Below are 18,183 nucleotides of genomic sequence, written 5' to 3' on the forward strand. Positions count from 1 at the left end.
ATGGTACCATACAAGACGTTCAAATTTTGAAATCTGTCGGTTTTGGTTGCGACGAAGAAGCGATGCGTGTAATTAAGGCGGTACCAAGATGGACGCCAGGTAAGCAATCGGGTCGCGCTGTGCGTTCTCGATTTACGCAGCCGATTACCTTCGTATTATCTGAGTAATTTTTTTGAAAGTTCATTTCAGACCTGCTAAATCTTTATTTGGCAGGTCTGATTGTTTAAACTACTTTATGAAACGTCCAATAGCCATTTGGGTTAATATTTCTTTTCGTTTATTTGTTGCCTTGGCCTATACTTCCTTGGGTGCCTACGTTGCCTTTTGGTCTGATTTTGATTTAGGTTTTTTCAACGGAATACCCATTGCGTTCTTATTAGGTATTCTATTTGTTTTGTATGGTTTGTTTCGGATTTGGCGTGCTTATTTGTATTTTCGAGAAGCAGATGAATCTATAAATTACGGTGAATATGAAGACTAAACTCTTAGTGTACAGCTTCATGGTTTTTGCCATGTTGTCTTGTAACTCGAAAAAAAGTGAAGTTAAAGATGGGCCTACCACGGGAACAATTAGTCTTGGGGTAGATGAATCTTTCCAACGAATTATTGAAGCGGAGAAGGTGGCTTTTCGAGATAATTACCATTTTGCCAATATTAATTTGCTGTTTAAGCCGGAGAATGAAGCAATTGCCGACCTATTGAACGATAAAGTTCGTGGTGTAGTTGTGTCCAGGGAATTAACGGATCAAGAAAAAGTAGTTTTTACGCGGGAAAAGATTACTTACCGCAGTTTTAAATTCGCAGCTGATGGAATTGCCCTATTGGTCCATCCAAATAATGCCGATACGCTTATTGGATTAGATCAGCTAAAAGCCTTGCTTTCCGGCAAGCAAAAATCTTGGAAATCGATTGGAGCGTCTCGTTCAGGTGATGTTGAGTTGGTCGTAGATAAGGCTAACTCAAGTAATATAAAGTTCTTAGTTGATTTATTTGCCCTAGGGAATACGGGTCTTTCCGTGTCAGCAGCAGGGTCGAACAAGGATGTAATTGAGCATGTCAAATCGCATCCCAATGCCATTGGTATTATTGGATCCAATTGGATAAGTGATGGGGATAATCCTACTTCCCTCGGATTTATTCGTTCGGTTAGGGTGATGTCAGTAGCCAAAGAATCCTCTTTACCTAAGGCAGAATTCTACCAACCATTTGGGTATAATTTAGCTTTGAAAAAATACCCATTAAGACGCGAGATTAAAATTATTTTAAAAGAGTCTCATTTAGGATTGGGTACCGGATTTGTTAATTACATCACGGGTGATATGGGACAGCTGATTGTATTGAAATCTGGATTGATTCCCTTGACCCGACCTGTCACGATACGACAGTACCAAATCAGTCAATAAGTCCTAATTTGTCGCTTTTCTTCTTGACTTTTTTATGGATTTATTAGTATATTTGTGATTCTAAAATTATTAAACTTTTAAAGTAATTAATTGAATTTTTTCAATGTTTACGCCTGAGAATAATACTATTTAAACAATTTTTAATTAATTAATGATGAAAATGAAATCGTGGCTTTTGGGAGTTGGTTTGTTATTGACCAATTTGGCTTTCGCGCAAACCGTTCAAGAGGGTTTACATTTAATGGACCGCCATCAGCCTAGTCGGGCGAAGCAGGTTTTTGAGAACTTAGTAGCTGCACAACCAACGGGTGAAAATTTTTTCTATCTAGGATATTATTACCTTAATCAGCGTGATTGGGATAATGCACGTAAAGCATTTGATGCCGGGAGAGTCGCTGAGCCTAAAAACTATTTAAATCAGGTGGGGATAGCTTCCATTTTAGTAGGTCAAAACAAGGTTAATGACGCAAAAATTGACTTTGATCGTATATTGGCTGAAACGAAAAATAAAAATATCGATGTTATGTTTCGTATTGCAGAGGCATACACAATGTATTACATCTTAGGTAAAGAAGAAGCTTTCAATGCGGCAAACAATGATCCTGCTGAAGCAATTCGTTTGATTGATGCGATTCAAGATCGTTTAATGAAAGATAAAAAATTACCTACCCCAGAGCAATACCTGATCAAAGGAGATGCCTATTTGATTAAAAATGATGGAGGTAATGCGGTTACAGCTTATGAAAGCGCTATCGCTCAAGAGCCGCGTAACATTAAGGCTAAAGTAAAAATTGGTTCTGTGTATTTACGCGGGAAGAATTACAAGGAAACACAAGCTCGCTACAAAGAAGCAATTGACTTAGATTCAAACTATGCACCAGCTCAGCGTAAGTATGGCGAGTATTTGATCGTAGGTGGTCAATATAAAAATGCATCACGTTATTTCCGTCGTTATTTAGAGAAAGCAGAGGCAACTCCTCAAGTGACATTGGAAACAGCTAAATTATTATTCCTTTCGCAGGATTATGAGGGTGCTATGAAGTTCACTGATGAAGCAGATCGCAAAGGTGTAAAGGACAATGATATCTACCGCATGCGTGGTTATTCAAACGTTGAGATGAAGAATTACCAACAAGGAATTGATAACTTAGAAGGTATGGTTCGTTCTGGTGTTAAGCCCTATTTTATGGATGATTTGTATTTTGGAAAAGGATACCAAGGATTAGGGAAAGATTCCATAGCGATAACTTACCTTGAGCGTGCTGCTCCGTTGGACACAAATAATAATGTTTATAATATCATTCATGATATTCGTTACAAGCAAAAAAGGTATGTTGATGCATCAGTTGCTGCCTTGAATGCAATTCAATGGAAAGTAAAGAAAGCTCAAACAGTAGGTTCTGGTGATTATTTTAAGTTGGCAATGGATTATTATTTCACGGCTGCTTACATAAATAAAGCAGATACAATTGCTCGTCCAGCAATGGCTATGCGCGCTGATTCTGTTTTTGCCAAAGCGATTGAAATTAATGATAAATGGCCTCCATTTTACATCAACCGCGCGCGTGCGAATAACTTTATTGATTACACAGGAACAAAATGGTTAGGTGCGCAATGGTATGAGAAGTTCGTAGCTACAATTGAGACCTTGCGTGCGGAGAAGAATCCATTCAAGGAAGATAAAGGCCAATTGTTTGAGGCTTACAAATATTTGGGAGGATATCATTTATCAGTTACGAAAGATGAAGCTAAAGTGAAAGACTTTTTCACCAAGGCTCAAGAAATCAAACCTGAGGATCCCGATATTAAAGCGTACTTTAATCCTGCTCCTGCAGCAGCACCAGCCGCACCCAAAAGATAATATATGTAAAGAAGCCCAGCAATGGGCTTCTTTTTTTAAACTTCACTAATATGGCATATGCATTGATTACCGGAGCGAGTAAAGGTATAGGGAAAGAAATCGCAGATGAACTTGCTGCAAAGGGCTATGATTTATTACTTATTGCGCGCAACTCGTATGAGCTTCAAATGGTGAAGGAAGAGTTCGAGAAAAAGTATGGATTGAAGGTTGATTATTTAGTAGCGGATTTATCTGAAATAGGTTCGGTAGATCGCATTGTAGCTTGGGTTGAAGAAAAGAAAATTGATTTACGGATTCTTGTCAACAATGCTGGCTTTGGTTTGATAGGACAATTTGAGCAATATGCTTTTGATGAGAATCAAAAGATGATGCTAGTTAATATGAATGCTTTGGTTGAAATGTGCCAAAAATTCTATCCATATTTGGTTGGCAAAGGACAAGCCTATGTCTTGAACATTGCCAGCTCTACCGCCTATCAAGCCATACCCAATATGAGCTTGTATGCAGCTTCAAAAGTTTTTGTATTGAATTTCTCCCGTGGTTTGTACCATGAGTGGAAAGCAAAAGGCATATCGGTAACAGTTGTAAGTCCAGGAGCAACCACTACCAATTTTAATGATCGTGCGAACTTGCCCGAAAAGGCTCGAAAAGCTGCTGAGAAGATCACCATGACACCTGCCTCCGTAGCAAAATTAGCTGTAGCTGGTATGTTTGCCAAGAAAATTGAAGTTATCACAGGAATGGTGAATAAAGTAGGAGCGATTTTAGCTTGGCTTGTCCCTAAAGCCCTTAGTGAAAAAATTGCCAAAGGAATTTACGAATAAATTAAAAGGCCAGCATTTGCTGGCCTTTTTTATGCGTCGGGATGACAGGATTTGAACCTGCGACCACACGCCCCCCAGACGTGTACGCTACCGGACTGCGCTACATCCCGATGGAAAACACAAAGATATAATCTGATTCATTTTTTGTCAATCCGATACTATAAATATTCGTTTTTCGCGTAGCCATAGATTCGCATACATGACTAAAATGTAATTCCCAGAGATGACATCCGAAAGTGAAAGACGTTGAATATGAAGGGTATCATTTATCTCCCAATGTTTGATTTTTTTACCCTGCAAACTAAATAGTTCCATTTCTACATTCGTGAGGTCTTCTTGTATTTCAATCGTAATTTGTTCACCTCGGTTTGGATTAGGATAAATACGAATGCCCGGGTCATCTACTGGAATTCCGAAACTACCAACTTGATACGAAGAATAACAATGAACTGAAGGCGCGTCTACCAGCTTGTATGTTCGCATGGCTCGGACATGGAACAGGCCTGATTGCTTTATCTTTAGTAGGGCTGAAGTATCTATCAGGTTCTTATTGTCAAGTTTCCATTCATATCGGGTGACCCTTTCTTGATTTGTTGCTTGAATAAAATACCCACCCAACCTCTTTAGCATTGGCATCCAGGGGTTTTCTTGTGCAATGACTTCAATGGATTTACTGGTAATGGACCAGCACCCATATTGATTTTGTGTTTTTAAGCTAACGCGAGTACTTATTTTGACGTTTATGGTGTCAGTATATTCATTCGTACTCCACACATAGGCATGCGCGGGTGATGAATGTAACGTAATGGATTCGCCTTGACAAAACTGCCGACTTTTAACTTGTATCTGGGGTTGAGGTTCTAGCGGAAATAGGATGGTATGTATAGGTGAGCTAGGAGGCGACCAACATCCTACTGAATCCTGGTATTTAGCCTCATAGGATCGAGCAATGCGTGAATAAAGGTACTGTGTACTATCATTTGTTGACCAGCGATACTGTAATCCTATTTTATTAAGTTGGATAAGGATGGAATCTCCTGCGCAAAACCCACCCTTGTTTGGAACAAGTATTTCAGGCTTTTCAGGAATTGGATGTATTTGTATGAAAAGAGGGATGGAAGGATCAGACCAACAACGACCTTCGTCTGAAATTTGAACTTGGATTTTTTGTTCCCCGACTTCTTTAGCTTTTAGGAGATACTTGGGCGCTTTTTCTTTGCCATTCCATAAACTAAATGGGTGGTTTGATTGCGTTTGAACCAGTAAAGAATCACCTAGGCAAAGACTGTTTTTAGCACTGATTACTGCTGGTGCTTGTGGTTTTGGAAGCACCTCAATTACCACGATTTCACTTCGATAGGTGCAGGAATTTCGTTGAATAATTGCTTGATAGTTTCCTGCTGCTAAGGGTTCATGCATCGATACTTGATGACTGTATAGATGACCATTGAATTCCCAACCAATCATATTGGCACCAAGCGGTAACTGAATTCCTAAGAAGGCCTTATCCCCTTCACATAAGAAGTTTTGGTAGTTGGTTTGCATTTGAATTTGTGGGACATTTAATCCCGGTAATAATATGTCTAAAGGCGAACCGATACTTTCAGGACATGTAATGTGTAGCTCTTGGTTTTCGGGAACATAAGAAGCATAATAGTTGCCAACATGCGTGAATTGCCTGTTGATTGTGATCAAAGGAATATTTGGACAGCCATTAATTGTTAACGAATAACTTGCCGACTCGCAGTTTTGATGAAGTTCGTAACTGAGGTGAACATGTGGCAACTTTCTGGTGGTATCAGCAGGAGGGGGATTAACAATAGGAGGTGGGGTAATGGTGGTGTCTTCTGGTGTACATAGGTTAGTAGGGAGTACCCGTACGATTATAGGTGTTCTTGCACTTTCGCATCCACGAATATTTTGAGATACGAAACGTGTTAAGGTACTATTTGCGGGACTTGCTTTTGTAGTATAGTTTGTGGCGGTGCTCAGTGGGGATGTGCTGGTTGGCGTTACATACCAAATATTATTGCTTCCTCCGGATGCTTTAAATGCAATGGATAATCCAGGGCAGATTTCGCTTGGTGTTCCTGCGTTCAAAGGGGGAGAGGGTTTTGGGAAGGCTTGTGCCCTTGTCCCAGTCGAAGGTAAACTTTCACAGCCCGCATTGATACAGGTTGCAAATACAGGATACGGAATGCTATCATTGAGCGTTAAGTTTAATCGGGCACCTGTCCCTATTCGATTTCGTTTTTCATCATACCATTGGGTTGTATAGGGAGAGCATCCGGTTGCATTTACTGTGAAGGCTTGGTTCATACAGCCGTTGTAAGTGCTTGCGGCATGTCGGGGAGTGGGACTGGGTTTGATTTGAAGTGTTATTTCAGTCGATGTTCTCGGACATGTGCTTGTTTGATTTAGGTTTTGTGTAGACCCTTCATTGTCATTGTTTAGACTGATATTGAAATCGATTCGGATTTTGAATTTTTGCCCATCGAGATTTTGGTTGGCCTGGATGATGTGTAATTGATTTTGTTGGGTGCCTTGAAAGTGATCATTATCGATCAGATCCAAATAAGGCCCACCATTCACGGAGCGGGTCCATTGAAAACGGGTGGCTCCTTCTGTATGTATGGATTCCAAAACTCCGTTTCCCCTTTCGCAAATGGTAGGATTAAGGATGGAATTAATTTTTCGTAATTGAATTTGTACTTGTTCTGAATAAATGGAGCAAGTTCCGAGGCTGATTTTTACGCGGTATTGGGTGCCATTGGGATTGGAGATGTTTCCCGAAGGTATGATCTGATAATTCGCTTGGCTGGCTCCTGCAATGTGGGTGAAATTTGCATCTTGTGGTCGTTTCTTTTCCCACTGAAAACTCGTCCCATTGCTTAAAACAATCATTCGAATGGAGTTGCCATCGCAGTCGGTCTGCGACTGGGGTTGTTGGGTAATGACCGGACATTGGGGGAATGCGAAAAGGGGGAGGAGCAGCAGGGGTAAAAGTTTCATTTTTTGGTTAGGTTTTGTTTGCCATTGGTATTTCCCCGTGGGGTTAAATTTAGACGCGAGGTATCGCGTCTCTACAATAGTCTAGGGCTGTATTTAGACATGAGGTATCGCGTCTTTACAATAGCCTCGGGTTATATTTAGACGCGAGGTATCGCGTCTCTACACTAACCTGAGCTTGTTCCCATGAAGGTAATGGGATTGATGAATCTGCCTCATTCTAAAAAAGAATCCTGCGGTAGATTATCAACTATTTGGCATAAAAAAGCCAGCCCCCGATGAACGGAGGCTGGCAAGAAAATCAAGTTAATGGATATTAGATATCGCAGATCTGAACGGCTTGCGCTAAGGACGCCATCTTGTCTTCACGGGCTGGAATGAATTCTTGGCCAATATAGCCTTTATACCCCGTATCATAAATCGCTTTGATAATCGCGCGGTAATTCAATTCTTGCGTATCATCAATCTCATTACGACCTGGAACGCCTCCTGTGTGGTAATGCGAAATATATTGATGGTATTTCTTAATGGTTGCAATTACGTCGCCTTCCATAATTTGCATGTGGTAGATGTCGTATAACAATTTGAATTTATCGGAACCTACCATCTCACAGAGCGCCGCACCCCATTCGGTGTTGTCCGCTTGGTAATCTTTATGGTTTACCTTGGAGTTCAAAAGTTCCATTGAAATCGTCACATCATAACGTTCTGCCGTTTTCATGATGCGCTGCAAACCTTTTTTGCAGTTGATAAGTCCGTCTTCATCACTCATTCCATCGCGGTTTCCAGAAAAAGTAATGATGTTTTTTACACCGGCTTTCGCAGCTTTGGGGATGATGTCCTCATAAAAACCTACCAAGGCATCGTGATTTTTGACTTTGTTGAAGAAGTTGGGGATGTTCATGCCATCCGGGTATTTGCCCCAACCAATCGCAGCTGTCATGTCGTGTTTCTTCAGAATATCCCATTGGTCTGGACCTGTTAACTCGATGGATGACAAACCAATGCGTTTGGCATTTACCACTAGTTCCTCAAATGGGATTTTATCATAACACCAACGACATGCCGAATGCTGTACTTTTCCTTTTAGGTCCGCACCCACGGCGATGTCAGCTTTCTTGAAGCGGTCTTCCATGGATGAACCGAATATTCCCAAACCGGCTAATCCTGCCGAACTTTTTAGGATTTCTCTCCGACTCAAATTGTTTTTCATAGTCTTTGTTTGATAGGTTTTAATTAAAATTTGATATGATTTGTGCCGTTTCACGGGCGACCTTGTCGTTGTATCCTTGAGCAATTTTTCTGTAGCGAAATAGGTCTATGATTGTCCCAATAAACAGAAATCCTCCCGTAAAAAAATAGAGCAATCCCAAGCCGATTCGATCCGTAATAAAACGCTGTAAGCCTGCAAAGCAAACAAATCCCGCTAGCGTACAAACAAGAATCAAAACGGGCTCTCTTCGTTTACTCATATATATCGACATGAATTGTTTCTGCTGTTCGTTCGACATCCCCTTTAACAACGGCGTTAATCCATTGGCTTCCGCCAAATCTAAACTAGCTACTAAAGGTAAGATGTTCGCGTTCATCAATGAAAAATTGAATTCAAGCTGTTAGTTACGAAAATTTCACTCAGCTCAAAAATGATTCCCGGGAAAATTCCGAGAACAATGCTCAAGATCCCTAAGCCAAAAAGACTCAACTTTTCTAAGAGTGTCAAGTCAGGTAATTCCCAACTGCTTTCCCGTACAAAATAGGCACCCAAATAAATTTTTTGGAAGGTCCAAAGTAAATAGCCTGCACCAAGTAAAATTCCTAATCCTCCCAATATGGCATAGATTGGGGTTAAATGAGGGCTTGTAAAGGCTCCCATCAAACTGAAAAATTCGCCTATGAAGCCAGAGAATCCTGGTAAACCTAAGGATGCAAAAATAGCAATCCCCGAAACGACTGTGAACCATGGCATCTTGGTAGCTAGGCCTGAGAAATTATCAATTTGTCGATTGCCTGTCCGACTGTACAAGACTCCCACCAATAAGAATAGCAGCGATGACAAAATTCCATGTGAAAGCATTTGGAAAATCGCTCCTTGCCAACCTTCCGGCGTGAACGATGCAATTCCCAGTAATACAAATCCCATGTGCGATACTGAAGAGTAAGCAACTAATTTCTTCAAGTCGGTCATTGCTAAGGCATTGTAGGCCCCGTAGAGGATTGACAAAACGCCAAGTCCCGCTAGGATGCTAGCCGCGTTTACAGCCTCTGCTGGGAAGAATGGAATTGCCATGCGCAACCAACCATAGGCCCCTATTTTCAATAAGATCCCCGCTAATATTACTGAAATGGGTGTAGGTGCTTCTACGTGTGCATCAGGCAACCACGTATGTAGTGGCACGAGCGGCAACTTAATCGCAAAGCCAATAAACAACAACCAAAATCCCCAGGCACGGCCTGATAATCCTCCTAATAAAAACCCGGATTCTGGACTGAATAAATTATTCGATTGACAGTTATTCACATCACTCAATGCTTGCATATCGAAACTGTGAACGATTTGATTGGGAGCTATTTCATGCGCCGCCAATGACGTTTGTATGGATTGCAGTGCTTCTGTACCAAAGCTTTGGTTGGCCCCAATCTTTTGTAAGGATAATGCCGTTTCATACGGATCCATGTACGCAATGGAAATTCCGAGCATAACAATTAAGATGAATAGGGAGCCTACCAACGTATATATGAAAAACTTCAAAGACGCATAATTACGACGTGGTCCGCCCCATATACCAATTAGGAAGTACATCGGCAACAACATGAATTCGAAAAAGATGTAGAACAAAAACATGTCTCTTGCCAAAAAACATCCCATCAAAGCCGCGTTAAGCAATAAGACTAAACCATAGTAACCTTCGATTTTCTCATGAATTTCTTTCGAGTTCCACAAGGCAACAAAACTCACTAAACCGGTCAACAAGATTAGTCCGATGCTTAATCCATCAACCCCAAGCGAATAGTTGGAGACAAATTGTCCAAGGCTTCCCAGGTTTAAATGAATCCAATCTTGGGTTTCAATCAGTTGGAATGAGGCTTGTGATGCATCAAAAACCAGCAACACTTTGGCCAATAATAATAACTGAATAAAGCTAACCCCCAAGGCCGCCAAGCGGCTGTAGGTCGCGCCCAACTTCCCGAATCCCACGATGAGTGAGGCGAGCAAAGGCAATAGAATGATGTATGATAAGTTTCCCATTAATACAAAAGGTAAATTAGGATGAAAACCAATGTAAAGAATACCCAGAACCAGTAGCGTTGTAATTGCGCCGACTGCCAAGTACGTAAACGTGCACCTAAGCCGCGGCTCGTTGATGCGATTAAGGTTACAGAACCGTCAACGAGGTGGCGATCTGTCCATGCACTTAGGTGTGCGATGATTACTTGCAATTCCGTGAATTTAACCACCGTACGATCCACAACTCGTGCATCGAAGCGTTGAATTTGTTGGCCTGACCACCATGCAATTCGATTAACCGTAGGCCAAATAAATCCAAGGAACTGATAATTTGCGGATGGAATCCATAAGCGCGTTAGGTACGTAATACCCAATCCGAGAATCCAAGAACCTGCTGTAATGACCAACCAAAATCCAGGAATATGATAATTTTCAATATGGAAAAAGGCCATGAAAACGGACTGATGTCCATCCACGGGATTCATGGAAATCCAGAAAAAGAGGCTTAAGAATATCAATAAGCTGATTGGGATAAGCTGTAGCCAATCTTGTTGTGATTTTTCAAATAAGTGTCCAGCACGGTTTTGGCCTAGGAAAATCAAATAAATTTGTCGGCACATGTACGTCGCCGTCAAAATCATACCGAGTGCCAAAGCCACTAGGAGCACATAATAGTAATTCGCATAAGCGCTGTGTTGGGCCGAATCCCATAAGAATCCAGCAATATTTTCTTTGCTGTAAAAGCCTGTGGTGAATGGAATGCCCAACATCCCTGCCCCAAAAATCACATACGCAAAAAAGCTCAAGGGTAATTGTTTCCGAAGGCCACCCATGTTGTTCAGGCTTTGGGCATCTGCCTGATGTGATGCTTTTTGATGATGCAAATAATGGATGACTGAACCCGCCGTGAGGAAAAGCCCTGCCTTAAAAAGGCCATGGGCATAGAGGTGAAATAGTGAGGCGCTGGACCCCATGCCCAGCCACATTAAACCTAACTGAGAAATAGTGGAATAGGCCAAAGCCTTCTTAATATCGTTTTGAAATATAGCAAAAAGCGCACCTGACACGAGCGAAATCGCACCGATAGCCCCCATGAATAAATGGGCTTCTTCCCCAATAAATGGGAAAACACGGATGCCCACAAAAACCCCGGCCGCGACCATGGTTGCTGCGTGAATCAAGGCCGAAGCAGGCGTAGGGCCTTCCATCGCATCGGGTAACCAAGACATCAAGGGGAATTGGGCGGATTTGCCTATGCCTCCCGCAATGACCGCGATGCCGATAAGTGCAGGTGCACTACCTTGCATGGCTGAAAATACGGTGGTGCCGAAATAACTGGATAAGCCTATTAATCCGAAAAGCAAGGCGATGTCGCCGATTCGATTTAATAGAAACGCTTTTTTAGCCGCTTTGATCGGAGCTTCTTTTTGATGCCAGAAACTTATCAATAAATAGGAACAAGCACCTACCAATTCCCATGCTCCGTAGAAAATGTAAATCTGGTCGGTGAGTACCAGTAGGGTCATCGAACCGATGAATAAATGTAAATAGCAATAGTATCGCCCGATTTTGGGATCTTCCGCGAGGTAAGATTTGGAGAAAATTTGGACAAAAAGTGCGACGATGCTGACTAATAAGAGCAATAATTGGGCGGATTTGGTGACCCAAAAACTAGCCACCACGGCATTACCTCCCAAGGTAAACCAGGGATAAGTTGTGATGTTTTCCGGCATGTGCCCTACTTGGAAAGCCAAATAAGTAAATAGCCCTGCTAAAAGAATGGAAGCATTTACCTGAATTTTTTTAGGGAGCAACGCAACCAAGCCAGCGGAAAGCCAAGGCAGGATGAGTAGCGCTAAGAAAATCGTTTGTAAAGGCATAAATTAATTTAAGGTAGTAAAGATAAAATAATCTACTGATTTTGTAGGGAATCCGAGGCAATTATCCGCCGGAAACGGGCGGAATCAAAGCGATTTCCATGCGTTCCTCGATGATAAAATCCGGTTTTGGGAAATGATGGTCGGCCGCCAGACGCAATGATGGTAAGTTCACTAAGGCCGGATGCGCACTTTTTGTGATGCTTAAAAGTGTTTCGGCATCAACGAGCTCCTGCGTTTCAATCGATATTTCATCTTTTTTTAGAAGATCGCGGCAAATGCCAAACAGAAGCAGGGTATACGTGGCCATATTTTTCGTAATTTGCGGGACTAATGCATAAAGATAATCAACTCTTGGATAATCACGGTCGGCCGATGACGTATTTACGTCTTGCGGTGACGGATCGATGCAATTTGCGTTGTTCGTATTGCATGCCAGCTGAGGGGATTGTTTACATGCCGGAGCGAGAATTGTTGACCTGGGAGGAGATGTCGCGTGTGGTGCGGGTGATGCACGGCATGGGAATAAACAAGGTGCGGATTACAGGAGGAGAGCCTTTTGTTCGGAATGGCTTGATGGATTTTCTGTCGGAAATTACGGCTTTACCCGGTTTGGAGGTCTGTTTGACGAGTAATGGCGTATTGATTGGGGAGTACATTGACCAATTGAAAGTCTTGGGAATTCGCTCGGTGAATTTGAGTTTGGATGCTTTGGATCGCGACCGGTTTAAGCAGATAACCCGTCGGGATGATTACGAGGTGGTATACCAAAATTTACTGCGTTTGGTTGCCGAAGGGTTTGAGGTAAAAATCAATGCGGTGGTGATGAAGGGGCAGAACGAGCAAGATATATTGGCATTGGCGGCTTTGACCAAAGACCTACCGGTTTCGGTAAGGTACATTGAGGAGATGCCCTTTAATGGTTCGGGATTGGTGGAAGGGACTTTGTTTTGGAACCATGAACGGATTTTAAAAGAGTTGAAAACGGTTTATGCCGACCCGAAACCTGTTCTGATGCGCGGAGGCGAAACGGCAAATCGCTATGCGATTCCGGGGCATTTGGGAGATGTGGGAATCATTGCAGCTTTTTCGCGAACGTTCTGTGGGAGTTGTAATCGGGTTCGATTGACTGCCAAAGGTCAGGTGAAAACCTGTTTATATGATGATGGCGTTTTTGATTTGAAAGCGTATCTTCGCAGCGGTATTTCAGATGAGGAGCTACGGAAAGTATTGTTAGGGTTATATCAAAAGAGGCCTCTCGATGGTTTTGAGGCTGAAAAAAATAGAAAAGGCGTTATCAATGAATCGATGACGACGATAGGAGGTTAATTTATGAGCGCATTAGCTGAAATTATTGATGGCTTTTCGAAGCTTCGGGTGATGGTGATTGGGGATCTCATGGTGGATGCTTATACATGGGGAAAGGTAACGCGTATTTCACCGGAGGCTCCAGTGCCTGTGGTAAATGTCGTGAAGCGCGAGTCCCGTTTGGGCGGAGCGGGTAATGTGGTGTTGAACTTGGCGAGTTTGGGTGCTCAACCGATGGTTTTTTCAGTGATTGGTGATGATGCGACGGGTTCCTCGTTGAAGCAAATTTTAGTAGATGCAGGCTTGTCGGTAGCTGGTATTATTCAGGAAGCCGGTCGGCCTACTACAGTTAAGGAGCGTGTTATTGCGGGGTCCCAACAACTCATTCGGGTGGATTCGGAGACGGAGGCGCAAATTTCACCAGCATCCATTGGGGCATTATTAGCGGCGATTACATCGGCTATATCACAAGTTGATGTGATTATTTTCGAGGATTATGATAAGGGAGTTTTGGGTGAAGGCTTGATTCAGGATGTGATGGATTTGGCGAAAGCGGCGGGAATCCCGACGGTCGTGGATCCGAAGAAGAAGAATTTCTTTGCATACCAAGGGGCGACTTTATTTAAACCAAATTTACATGAGTTGCGGGATGGTTTGGGCTTGGATTCTTCGGATTTGAGTGCTTTGGCCTTGCCGGCAACGGTAAAGAAGTTTAAAGAGTCTCAGCGTTTTGAGGGATTATTTGTAACGCTTTCAGAGCGTGGAGTTTATATGGATTTTCGTGGTGAGCAGGTTGCTATTCCAGCACACATTCGTCAGATTGCGGATGTTTCCGGAGCTGGTGATACGGTGATTTCGATTGCTGCCTGTGCTTTGGCGGCGGGTGCTAGTCCCGCGCAAATCGCGGAACTCGCGAATCTGGGCGGAGGCTTGGTATGTGAGTCTTTGGGTGTGGTGCCTATACAGGCGGCGTTGTTGAAAAGGGAAGCAAGTAGCTTGTAGAGACGCGATACTTCGCGTCTTTTTTGTTTTTAAGACGCATACTTGCGTCTTTTTTTGTTTTGTAGAGACGCAATACTTGCGTCTTTTTTGTTTTTAAGACGCGAGGTATCGCGTCTCTACAATTTTTTCTTGGGCAAAGCTCCTGGCTTTGCCCAAGAAATCTATCCCACCCACGCCGTGAACTCAATTTCCACTTTATATTGTGGGGCAATCAAAGCAGAAATTTCGTAGATACCTGTCGTTGGTTTTATATCACGAAAGAAGTGCGCATGGGCACGAGCGATTTCTAAATTTTGCGATATATCGGTGGTGAAAATGCGGGTACGTACGACATCATTTAGGGATGATCCAGCTTCCTCTAAAACTACAGCGATACGCTCGATGATGTTGTATGTCTGTGCATACAAATCATCTGCAGTAACTTTTTCAGTGTCGATGATGGCAACGGTACCTGATATTTCCAATAAGTTTCCTGTTTTTACGGCACGGCAATAGCCGAAAACGTCTTCAAATGGGGAACCGGAGGAGATGTTGAGTCTTTGTGACATTATTTTTTTGTTTTGATGACGCAAAATTTTGCGTCATGGTTTTGTAGAGACGCAATACTTTGCGTCTTAATTTAAAATAGACGCCGAGGTATCGCGTCTCTACATTTTGTTGCGAAATATCGCGAGGTTGTAATTATTAGACGCGAGGTATCGCGTCTCTACTTTAAATTTACAATTTTCTCCCACATCTCCGGCTTAGCGTGGCGAACTACTTCGCCGATCACAATGATCGCAGGGTTTCGAAGATCTTCTTTTTTGGCCAAATTTTCAAGCTCCGCCGCAGTGGATATACCTACGCGCTGATTTTCCATGGTGCCATTTTGGATGATGGCAGCAGAGATGTCACCTTTTCCGTAGGCTTGGCATAATTGAGCGATTTCACCTAATTTATTCATCCCCATCAGAATCACCAAAGTCGCCGTGGATTGCAGGCCAAGTTTCAAATCTTCTGATAATGAACCGTCCGATTTGGTACCGGTCATCACCCAAAAACTTTCGTTAACACCGCGAACGGTCAATGGAATATCCGCTGCGCCCGCCGCTGCATAGGAGGAACTGATGCCGGGAATATATCCAGTCAAAAGACCGTAGGATTTCGCAAATTCGATTTCTTCCTGACCCCGGCCAAAAACAAACGGATCACCGCCTTTCAAGCGAACGACATGTCCCAAAGCATAGGCTTTTTCCACGATGAGTTCGTTGATGGCTGCTTGCGAATGACTATCGCCAGGCTTTTTGCCAACGAATATTTTTTCGCAAACAGGTGAACAATGCTCCAATAAACTGATATCCACCAAGGCATCATACAATACTGCTTGCGCAGATGCAATCGATTTGATCGCCTTTAACGTGATCAATTCCGGATCACCAGGGCCCGCACCTACCACTGTTAAGCGAGGCTGCGGTTCTAATTTTCTGAAGTGACTGAGATTTTTCATGCGATGGCTTGACGGAATGAAGTGGCTGCTAATAAAAAGGTCTGTGCTTGTGCGGCATACTGACGCGCAAAAGCTTCCGATGGTTCGTTTTGGTTGATCTGCAAAACCAATTCCGGGAAGGTCCCAGCCTCAATCGCAAATTCTCCCGACGCTACGAAATGCTCCTCAAACTTATTGATGACCGCACTTTGATTCGCAACGGTGACTGATTTATCCAATAACAAGGCTTTGGAAGCTGAGATGAATACGGAATATGCATGGTAGATGGCATCAGCCCAGCGTTTATCTTCCAAAGCCGCGGCCGTCCATTCGTACTTTTCTTCCGATTCAAACAACAAGGTTGCTACCAAATCGATCATCACACCGGCACATTCGCCTACGCCAATTTCCGTTGCGAAACTATCCGTCGCACCCCAATCGATGAAGTCTGAATCTACCAATGTGGTCAAATCAGCAATTGGTTTCAATAAATTATAGAAGTATTTCTCGCCTTGTCGATCGTAATATTCGTGGAAGTATTCGCCGTCTTGTGCGTTTTCTTCAAAATTGTTCAACAACACACGCAATACTTCAGGACCTCTTTTGGACGGAACCTTGATCACTTTATCCGCGATGCGGCCGTCGCCATTTCCTAAGGTTGCTCCTCCGATTAACACCTGCAAAGCGGGTAAAACACGCTTATCAGCGGCTTTCAAGGATGAGCCGTGGAATCCAATGGACGCCATGCTGTGTTGGCCACAGGCATTCATACAACCTGAAATCTTAATTTTCATCGCGCTATCGTGAATCAAAGAAGGAAATTCTTCGTTGATGACCTGCTCTAATTTTGACGTAATATGCGTCGAATCCGAGATCGCCAAATTACAGGTATCCGTTCCCGGACATGCGGTGATGTTGGCAATCGAATTTGCCCCCGGCGCTGCTAGGCCATGCGCGTTCAACACTTGAAATACGTAAGGTAGATTCGCTGTAGGGACAAACTTCAACATCAATCCTTGGTTAATCGTAATCCGGATATCATCTCCGATGTAGCCTTTCAACGCCTCGATTAAGGAACGCGAAGTGTCGCTTGAAATATTGCCATTTAGGATGCGCACGTATACTGCGTGGAATCCTTTTTGCTTTTGTTCAAAGGTATTTGTGTCGATCCAAGTTTGGTATTCAGCCGTAGCGGGTGCCGCAATGTTTGCTTTTAACGACGGTTCTGAAACCTCCCAAGCCGATGCATCTGCAATCGCGAAGTTGTGATTTTTCAAGGCTTTGGTTTCTGCATTCACCAAATTCATGAATTCCTCAAAACCGATTTTCTGAATCAAGAACTTCATGCGGGCCTTGTGGCGTGAATTACGTTCACCGTGGCGATCGAACACGCGCAAGATGGCTTCCATGAAAGGGATAATTTCGTTTTCTGGAAGAAATTCGTAGGCGGTATGTGCCAACATCGGTTGGGCCCCCAAGCCACCACCCACCACAACTTTAAAGCCGCGGGTGCCGTTTTGGATTTTGGGAACAAAACCCACGTCATGTAGATAGGCGAGTGATGTATCTTCTTCGGTATTTGAGAAGGATATTTTGATTTTACGCCCCATTTCTTGGCAGATGGGATTGCGTAGGAAATAACGGAAAGCTGCGTCTGCGTGCGGGCTAACGTCAAAAAGTTCGTTTGGATCAATGCCTGAAGTAGGGGAGGCGGTGATGTTACGTACCGTATTTCCGCAGGCTTCGCGCAAGGTGATATCGTCTTGTTCCAATTTCGCCCAAAGTTCCGGCGTGCGGTCCAACGAAACGAAGTGGATTTGAATGTCTTGTCGGGTGGTTAAGTGCAAGTTTCCGGTTGAATATTCATCTGAAATATCCGCGATACGCTTCCATTGGTGGAACTGAATCTTGCCATACGGCAATTTGATCCGGATCATCTGAACGCCTTGTTGGCGCTGACCATACACCCCACGAGCTAGTCGGAGGGAGCGGAATTTCTCCTCGTGAATCTCGCCAGCCTTGAATTGGGCAATCTTTTTGGCCAAATCCAGGATGTCTTTTTCGACGATGGGGTTTTCTATCTCAGAGCGGAAACTTTGCATATTGGGTAAGTTTAACGTATTAAGTCTATATAATATATAGAGTATTAGGCAAAAGTAAGTCAAAACGTTTTTATTGCCAAAGAATTTTTATATTCGTTTTTAAATT

At 43.0% G+C, this 18,183-nt stretch carries 16 protein-coding genes and 1 tRNA gene; 7 read left to right on the forward strand and 10 right to left on the reverse strand.

Annotated elements, in window-relative coordinates; translation table 11 throughout:
- From ACIQZ2_RS10485 to ACIQZ2_RS10505, 5 genes are all read left to right on the forward strand, one after another.
- Positions 1 to 167 (forward strand): energy transducer TonB (locus ACIQZ2_RS10485; protein WP_395768823.1); only part of this gene is annotated, 167 nt, incomplete at its 5' end.
- A 68-nt stretch (positions 168 to 235) separates the two neighbouring features.
- Complete coding sequence (locus ACIQZ2_RS10490; protein WP_395768808.1) at positions 236 to 481, forward strand: hypothetical protein; 246 nt, start codon at positions 236 to 238, stop codon at positions 479 to 481.
- Positions 471 to 1,403, forward strand: a complete 933-nt coding sequence (locus ACIQZ2_RS10495) for a PstS family phosphate ABC transporter substrate-binding protein (protein WP_395768809.1) — start codon at positions 471 to 473, stop codon at positions 1,401 to 1,403. Before ACIQZ2_RS10490 ends, ACIQZ2_RS10495 begins: the two co-directional genes overlap by 11 nt.
- A gap of 160 nt (positions 1,404 to 1,563) precedes the next feature.
- Entirely contained in the window at positions 1,564 to 3,264 is a 1,701-nt protein-coding gene (locus ACIQZ2_RS10500; RefSeq protein WP_395768810.1) for a tetratricopeptide repeat protein, read from the forward strand.
- A 50-nt stretch (positions 3,265 to 3,314) separates the two neighbouring features.
- Positions 3,315 to 4,088, forward strand: a complete 774-nt coding sequence (locus ACIQZ2_RS10505; RefSeq protein WP_395768811.1) for an SDR family NAD(P)-dependent oxidoreductase — start codon at positions 3,315 to 3,317, stop codon at positions 4,086 to 4,088.
- Positions 4,089 to 4,124: 36 nt separating this feature from the next.
- Here ACIQZ2_RS10505 and ACIQZ2_RS10510 read toward each other — a convergent pair.
- From ACIQZ2_RS10510 to ACIQZ2_RS10540, 7 genes are all read right to left on the reverse strand, one after another.
- Positions 4,125 to 4,198 (reverse strand) — tRNA-Pro (locus tag ACIQZ2_RS10510).
- Between the two features lie 37 nt (positions 4,199 to 4,235).
- On the reverse strand, positions 4,236 to 7,100 hold the full coding sequence (locus ACIQZ2_RS10515; protein WP_395768812.1) for a T9SS type A sorting domain-containing protein: 2,865 nt from the start codon (positions 7,098 to 7,100) through the stop codon (positions 4,236 to 4,238).
- 313 nt (positions 7,101 to 7,413) lie between these two features.
- Positions 7,414 to 8,310, reverse strand: a complete 897-nt coding sequence (locus ACIQZ2_RS10520; protein ID WP_395768813.1) for a hydroxypyruvate isomerase family protein — start codon at positions 8,308 to 8,310, stop codon at positions 7,414 to 7,416.
- A 19-nt stretch (positions 8,311 to 8,329) separates the two neighbouring features.
- A complete protein-coding gene (locus ACIQZ2_RS10525) occupies positions 8,330 to 8,686 on the reverse strand; it encodes a hypothetical protein (RefSeq protein WP_395768814.1) in 357 nt (118 codons plus the stop codon).
- Entirely contained in the window at positions 8,686 to 10,344 is a 1,659-nt protein-coding gene (locus tag ACIQZ2_RS10530; protein WP_395768815.1) for a NuoM family protein, read from the reverse strand. The genes ACIQZ2_RS10525 and ACIQZ2_RS10530 overlap by 1 nt, the downstream gene beginning before the upstream one ends.
- The gene (locus ACIQZ2_RS10535; protein ID WP_395768816.1) at positions 10,344 to 12,203 is read right to left on the reverse strand and encodes an NADH-quinone oxidoreductase subunit L; all 1,860 of its coding nucleotides are present in this window, start codon (positions 12,201 to 12,203) and stop codon (positions 10,344 to 10,346) included. Before ACIQZ2_RS10535 ends, ACIQZ2_RS10530 begins: the two co-directional genes overlap by 1 nt.
- A 61-nt stretch (positions 12,204 to 12,264) precedes the next feature.
- On the reverse strand, positions 12,265 to 12,510 hold the full coding sequence (locus ACIQZ2_RS10540; RefSeq protein ID WP_395768817.1) for a MoaD/ThiS family protein: 246 nt from the start codon (positions 12,508 to 12,510) through the stop codon (positions 12,265 to 12,267).
- Between the two features lie 23 nt (positions 12,511 to 12,533).
- Here ACIQZ2_RS10540 and moaA point away from each other — a divergent pair, with 23 nt between their 5' ends.
- Together moaA and ACIQZ2_RS10550 are read left to right on the forward strand one after the other, a co-directional pair.
- A complete protein-coding gene (gene moaA, locus ACIQZ2_RS10545) occupies positions 12,534 to 13,529 on the forward strand; it encodes a GTP 3',8-cyclase MoaA (protein ID WP_395768818.1) in 996 nt (331 codons plus the stop codon).
- A 3-nt stretch (positions 13,530 to 13,532) separates the two neighbouring features.
- Positions 13,533 to 14,510 carry a bifunctional heptose 7-phosphate kinase/heptose 1-phosphate adenyltransferase gene (locus ACIQZ2_RS10550; RefSeq protein ID WP_395768819.1) on the forward strand — a complete coding sequence of 326 codons (978 nt, stop codon included), beginning with the start codon at positions 13,533 to 13,535 and terminating at the stop codon, positions 14,508 to 14,510.
- A 161-nt stretch (positions 14,511 to 14,671) separates the two neighbouring features.
- Here ACIQZ2_RS10550 and ACIQZ2_RS10555 read toward each other — a convergent pair whose 3' ends face one another.
- The 3 genes from ACIQZ2_RS10555 to ACIQZ2_RS10565 all read right to left on the reverse strand — a co-directional run bounded on the left by ACIQZ2_RS10555 (position 14,672) and on the right by ACIQZ2_RS10565 (position 18,077).
- On the reverse strand, positions 14,672 to 15,058 hold the full coding sequence (locus ACIQZ2_RS10555) for a RidA family protein (RefSeq protein WP_395768820.1): 387 nt from the start codon (positions 15,056 to 15,058) through the stop codon (positions 14,672 to 14,674).
- A 158-nt stretch (positions 15,059 to 15,216) separates the two neighbouring features.
- Entirely contained in the window at positions 15,217 to 15,996 is a 780-nt protein-coding gene (gene cobA / locus ACIQZ2_RS10560) for a uroporphyrinogen-III C-methyltransferase (protein ID WP_395768821.1), read from the reverse strand.
- Positions 15,993 to 18,077 carry a nitrite reductase gene (locus tag ACIQZ2_RS10565; RefSeq protein ID WP_395768822.1) on the reverse strand — a complete coding sequence of 695 codons (2,085 nt, stop codon included), beginning with the start codon at positions 18,075 to 18,077 and terminating at the stop codon, positions 15,993 to 15,995. The genes cobA and ACIQZ2_RS10565 overlap by 4 nt, the downstream gene beginning before the upstream one ends.
- Between the last annotated feature and the right edge of the window lie 106 nt (positions 18,078 to 18,183).

Source organism: Aquirufa sp. (genome assembly GCF_044342065.1).
Taxonomy (GTDB): Bacteria; Bacteroidota; Bacteroidia; order Cytophagales; family Spirosomataceae; genus Aquirufa.

Bases quoted from the DNA above. Each gene is read 5' to 3' on its own strand.
- cobA (WP_395768821.1), bottom strand. From the start codon at position 15,996: ATGAAAAATCTCAGTCACTTCAGAAAATTAGAACCGCAGCCTCGCTTA.
- ACIQZ2_RS10515 (WP_395768812.1), bottom strand. From the start codon at position 7,100: ATGAAACTTTTACCCCTGCTGCTCCTCCCCCTTTTCGCATTCCCCCAA.
- ACIQZ2_RS10565 (WP_395768822.1), bottom strand. From the start codon at position 18,077: ATGCAAAGTTTCCGCTCTGAGATAGAAAACCCCATCGTCGAAAAAGAC.
- ACIQZ2_RS10530 (WP_395768815.1), bottom strand. From the start codon at position 10,344: ATGGGAAACTTATCATACATCATTCTATTGCCTTTGCTCGCCTCACTC.
- ACIQZ2_RS10555 (WP_395768820.1), bottom strand. From the start codon at position 15,058: ATGTCACAAAGACTCAACATCTCCTCCGGTTCCCCATTTGAAGACGTT.
- ACIQZ2_RS10535 (WP_395768816.1), bottom strand. From the start codon at position 12,203: ATGCCTTTACAAACGATTTTCTTAGCGCTACTCATCCTGCCTTGGCTT.
- moaA (WP_395768818.1), top strand. From the start codon at position 12,534: ATGCATAAAGATAATCAACTCTTGGATAATCACGGTCGGCCGATGACG.
- ACIQZ2_RS10520 (WP_395768813.1), bottom strand. From the start codon at position 8,310: ATGAAAAACAATTTGAGTCGGAGAGAAATCCTAAAAAGTTCGGCAGGA.
- ACIQZ2_RS10495 (WP_395768809.1), top strand. From the start codon at position 471: ATGAAGACTAAACTCTTAGTGTACAGCTTCATGGTTTTTGCCATGTTG.
- ACIQZ2_RS10490 (WP_395768808.1), top strand. From the start codon at position 236: ATGAAACGTCCAATAGCCATTTGGGTTAATATTTCTTTTCGTTTATTT.
- ACIQZ2_RS10525 (WP_395768814.1), bottom strand. From the start codon at position 8,686: ATGAACGCGAACATCTTACCTTTAGTAGCTAGTTTAGATTTGGCGGAA.
- ACIQZ2_RS10540 (WP_395768817.1), bottom strand. From the start codon at position 12,510: ATGGCCACGTATACCCTGCTTCTGTTTGGCATTTGCCGCGATCTTCTA.
- ACIQZ2_RS10505 (WP_395768811.1), top strand. From the start codon at position 3,315: ATGGCATATGCATTGATTACCGGAGCGAGTAAAGGTATAGGGAAAGAA.
- ACIQZ2_RS10550 (WP_395768819.1), top strand. From the start codon at position 13,533: ATGAGCGCATTAGCTGAAATTATTGATGGCTTTTCGAAGCTTCGGGTG.
- ACIQZ2_RS10500 (WP_395768810.1), top strand. From the start codon at position 1,564: ATGAAATCGTGGCTTTTGGGAGTTGGTTTGTTATTGACCAATTTGGCT.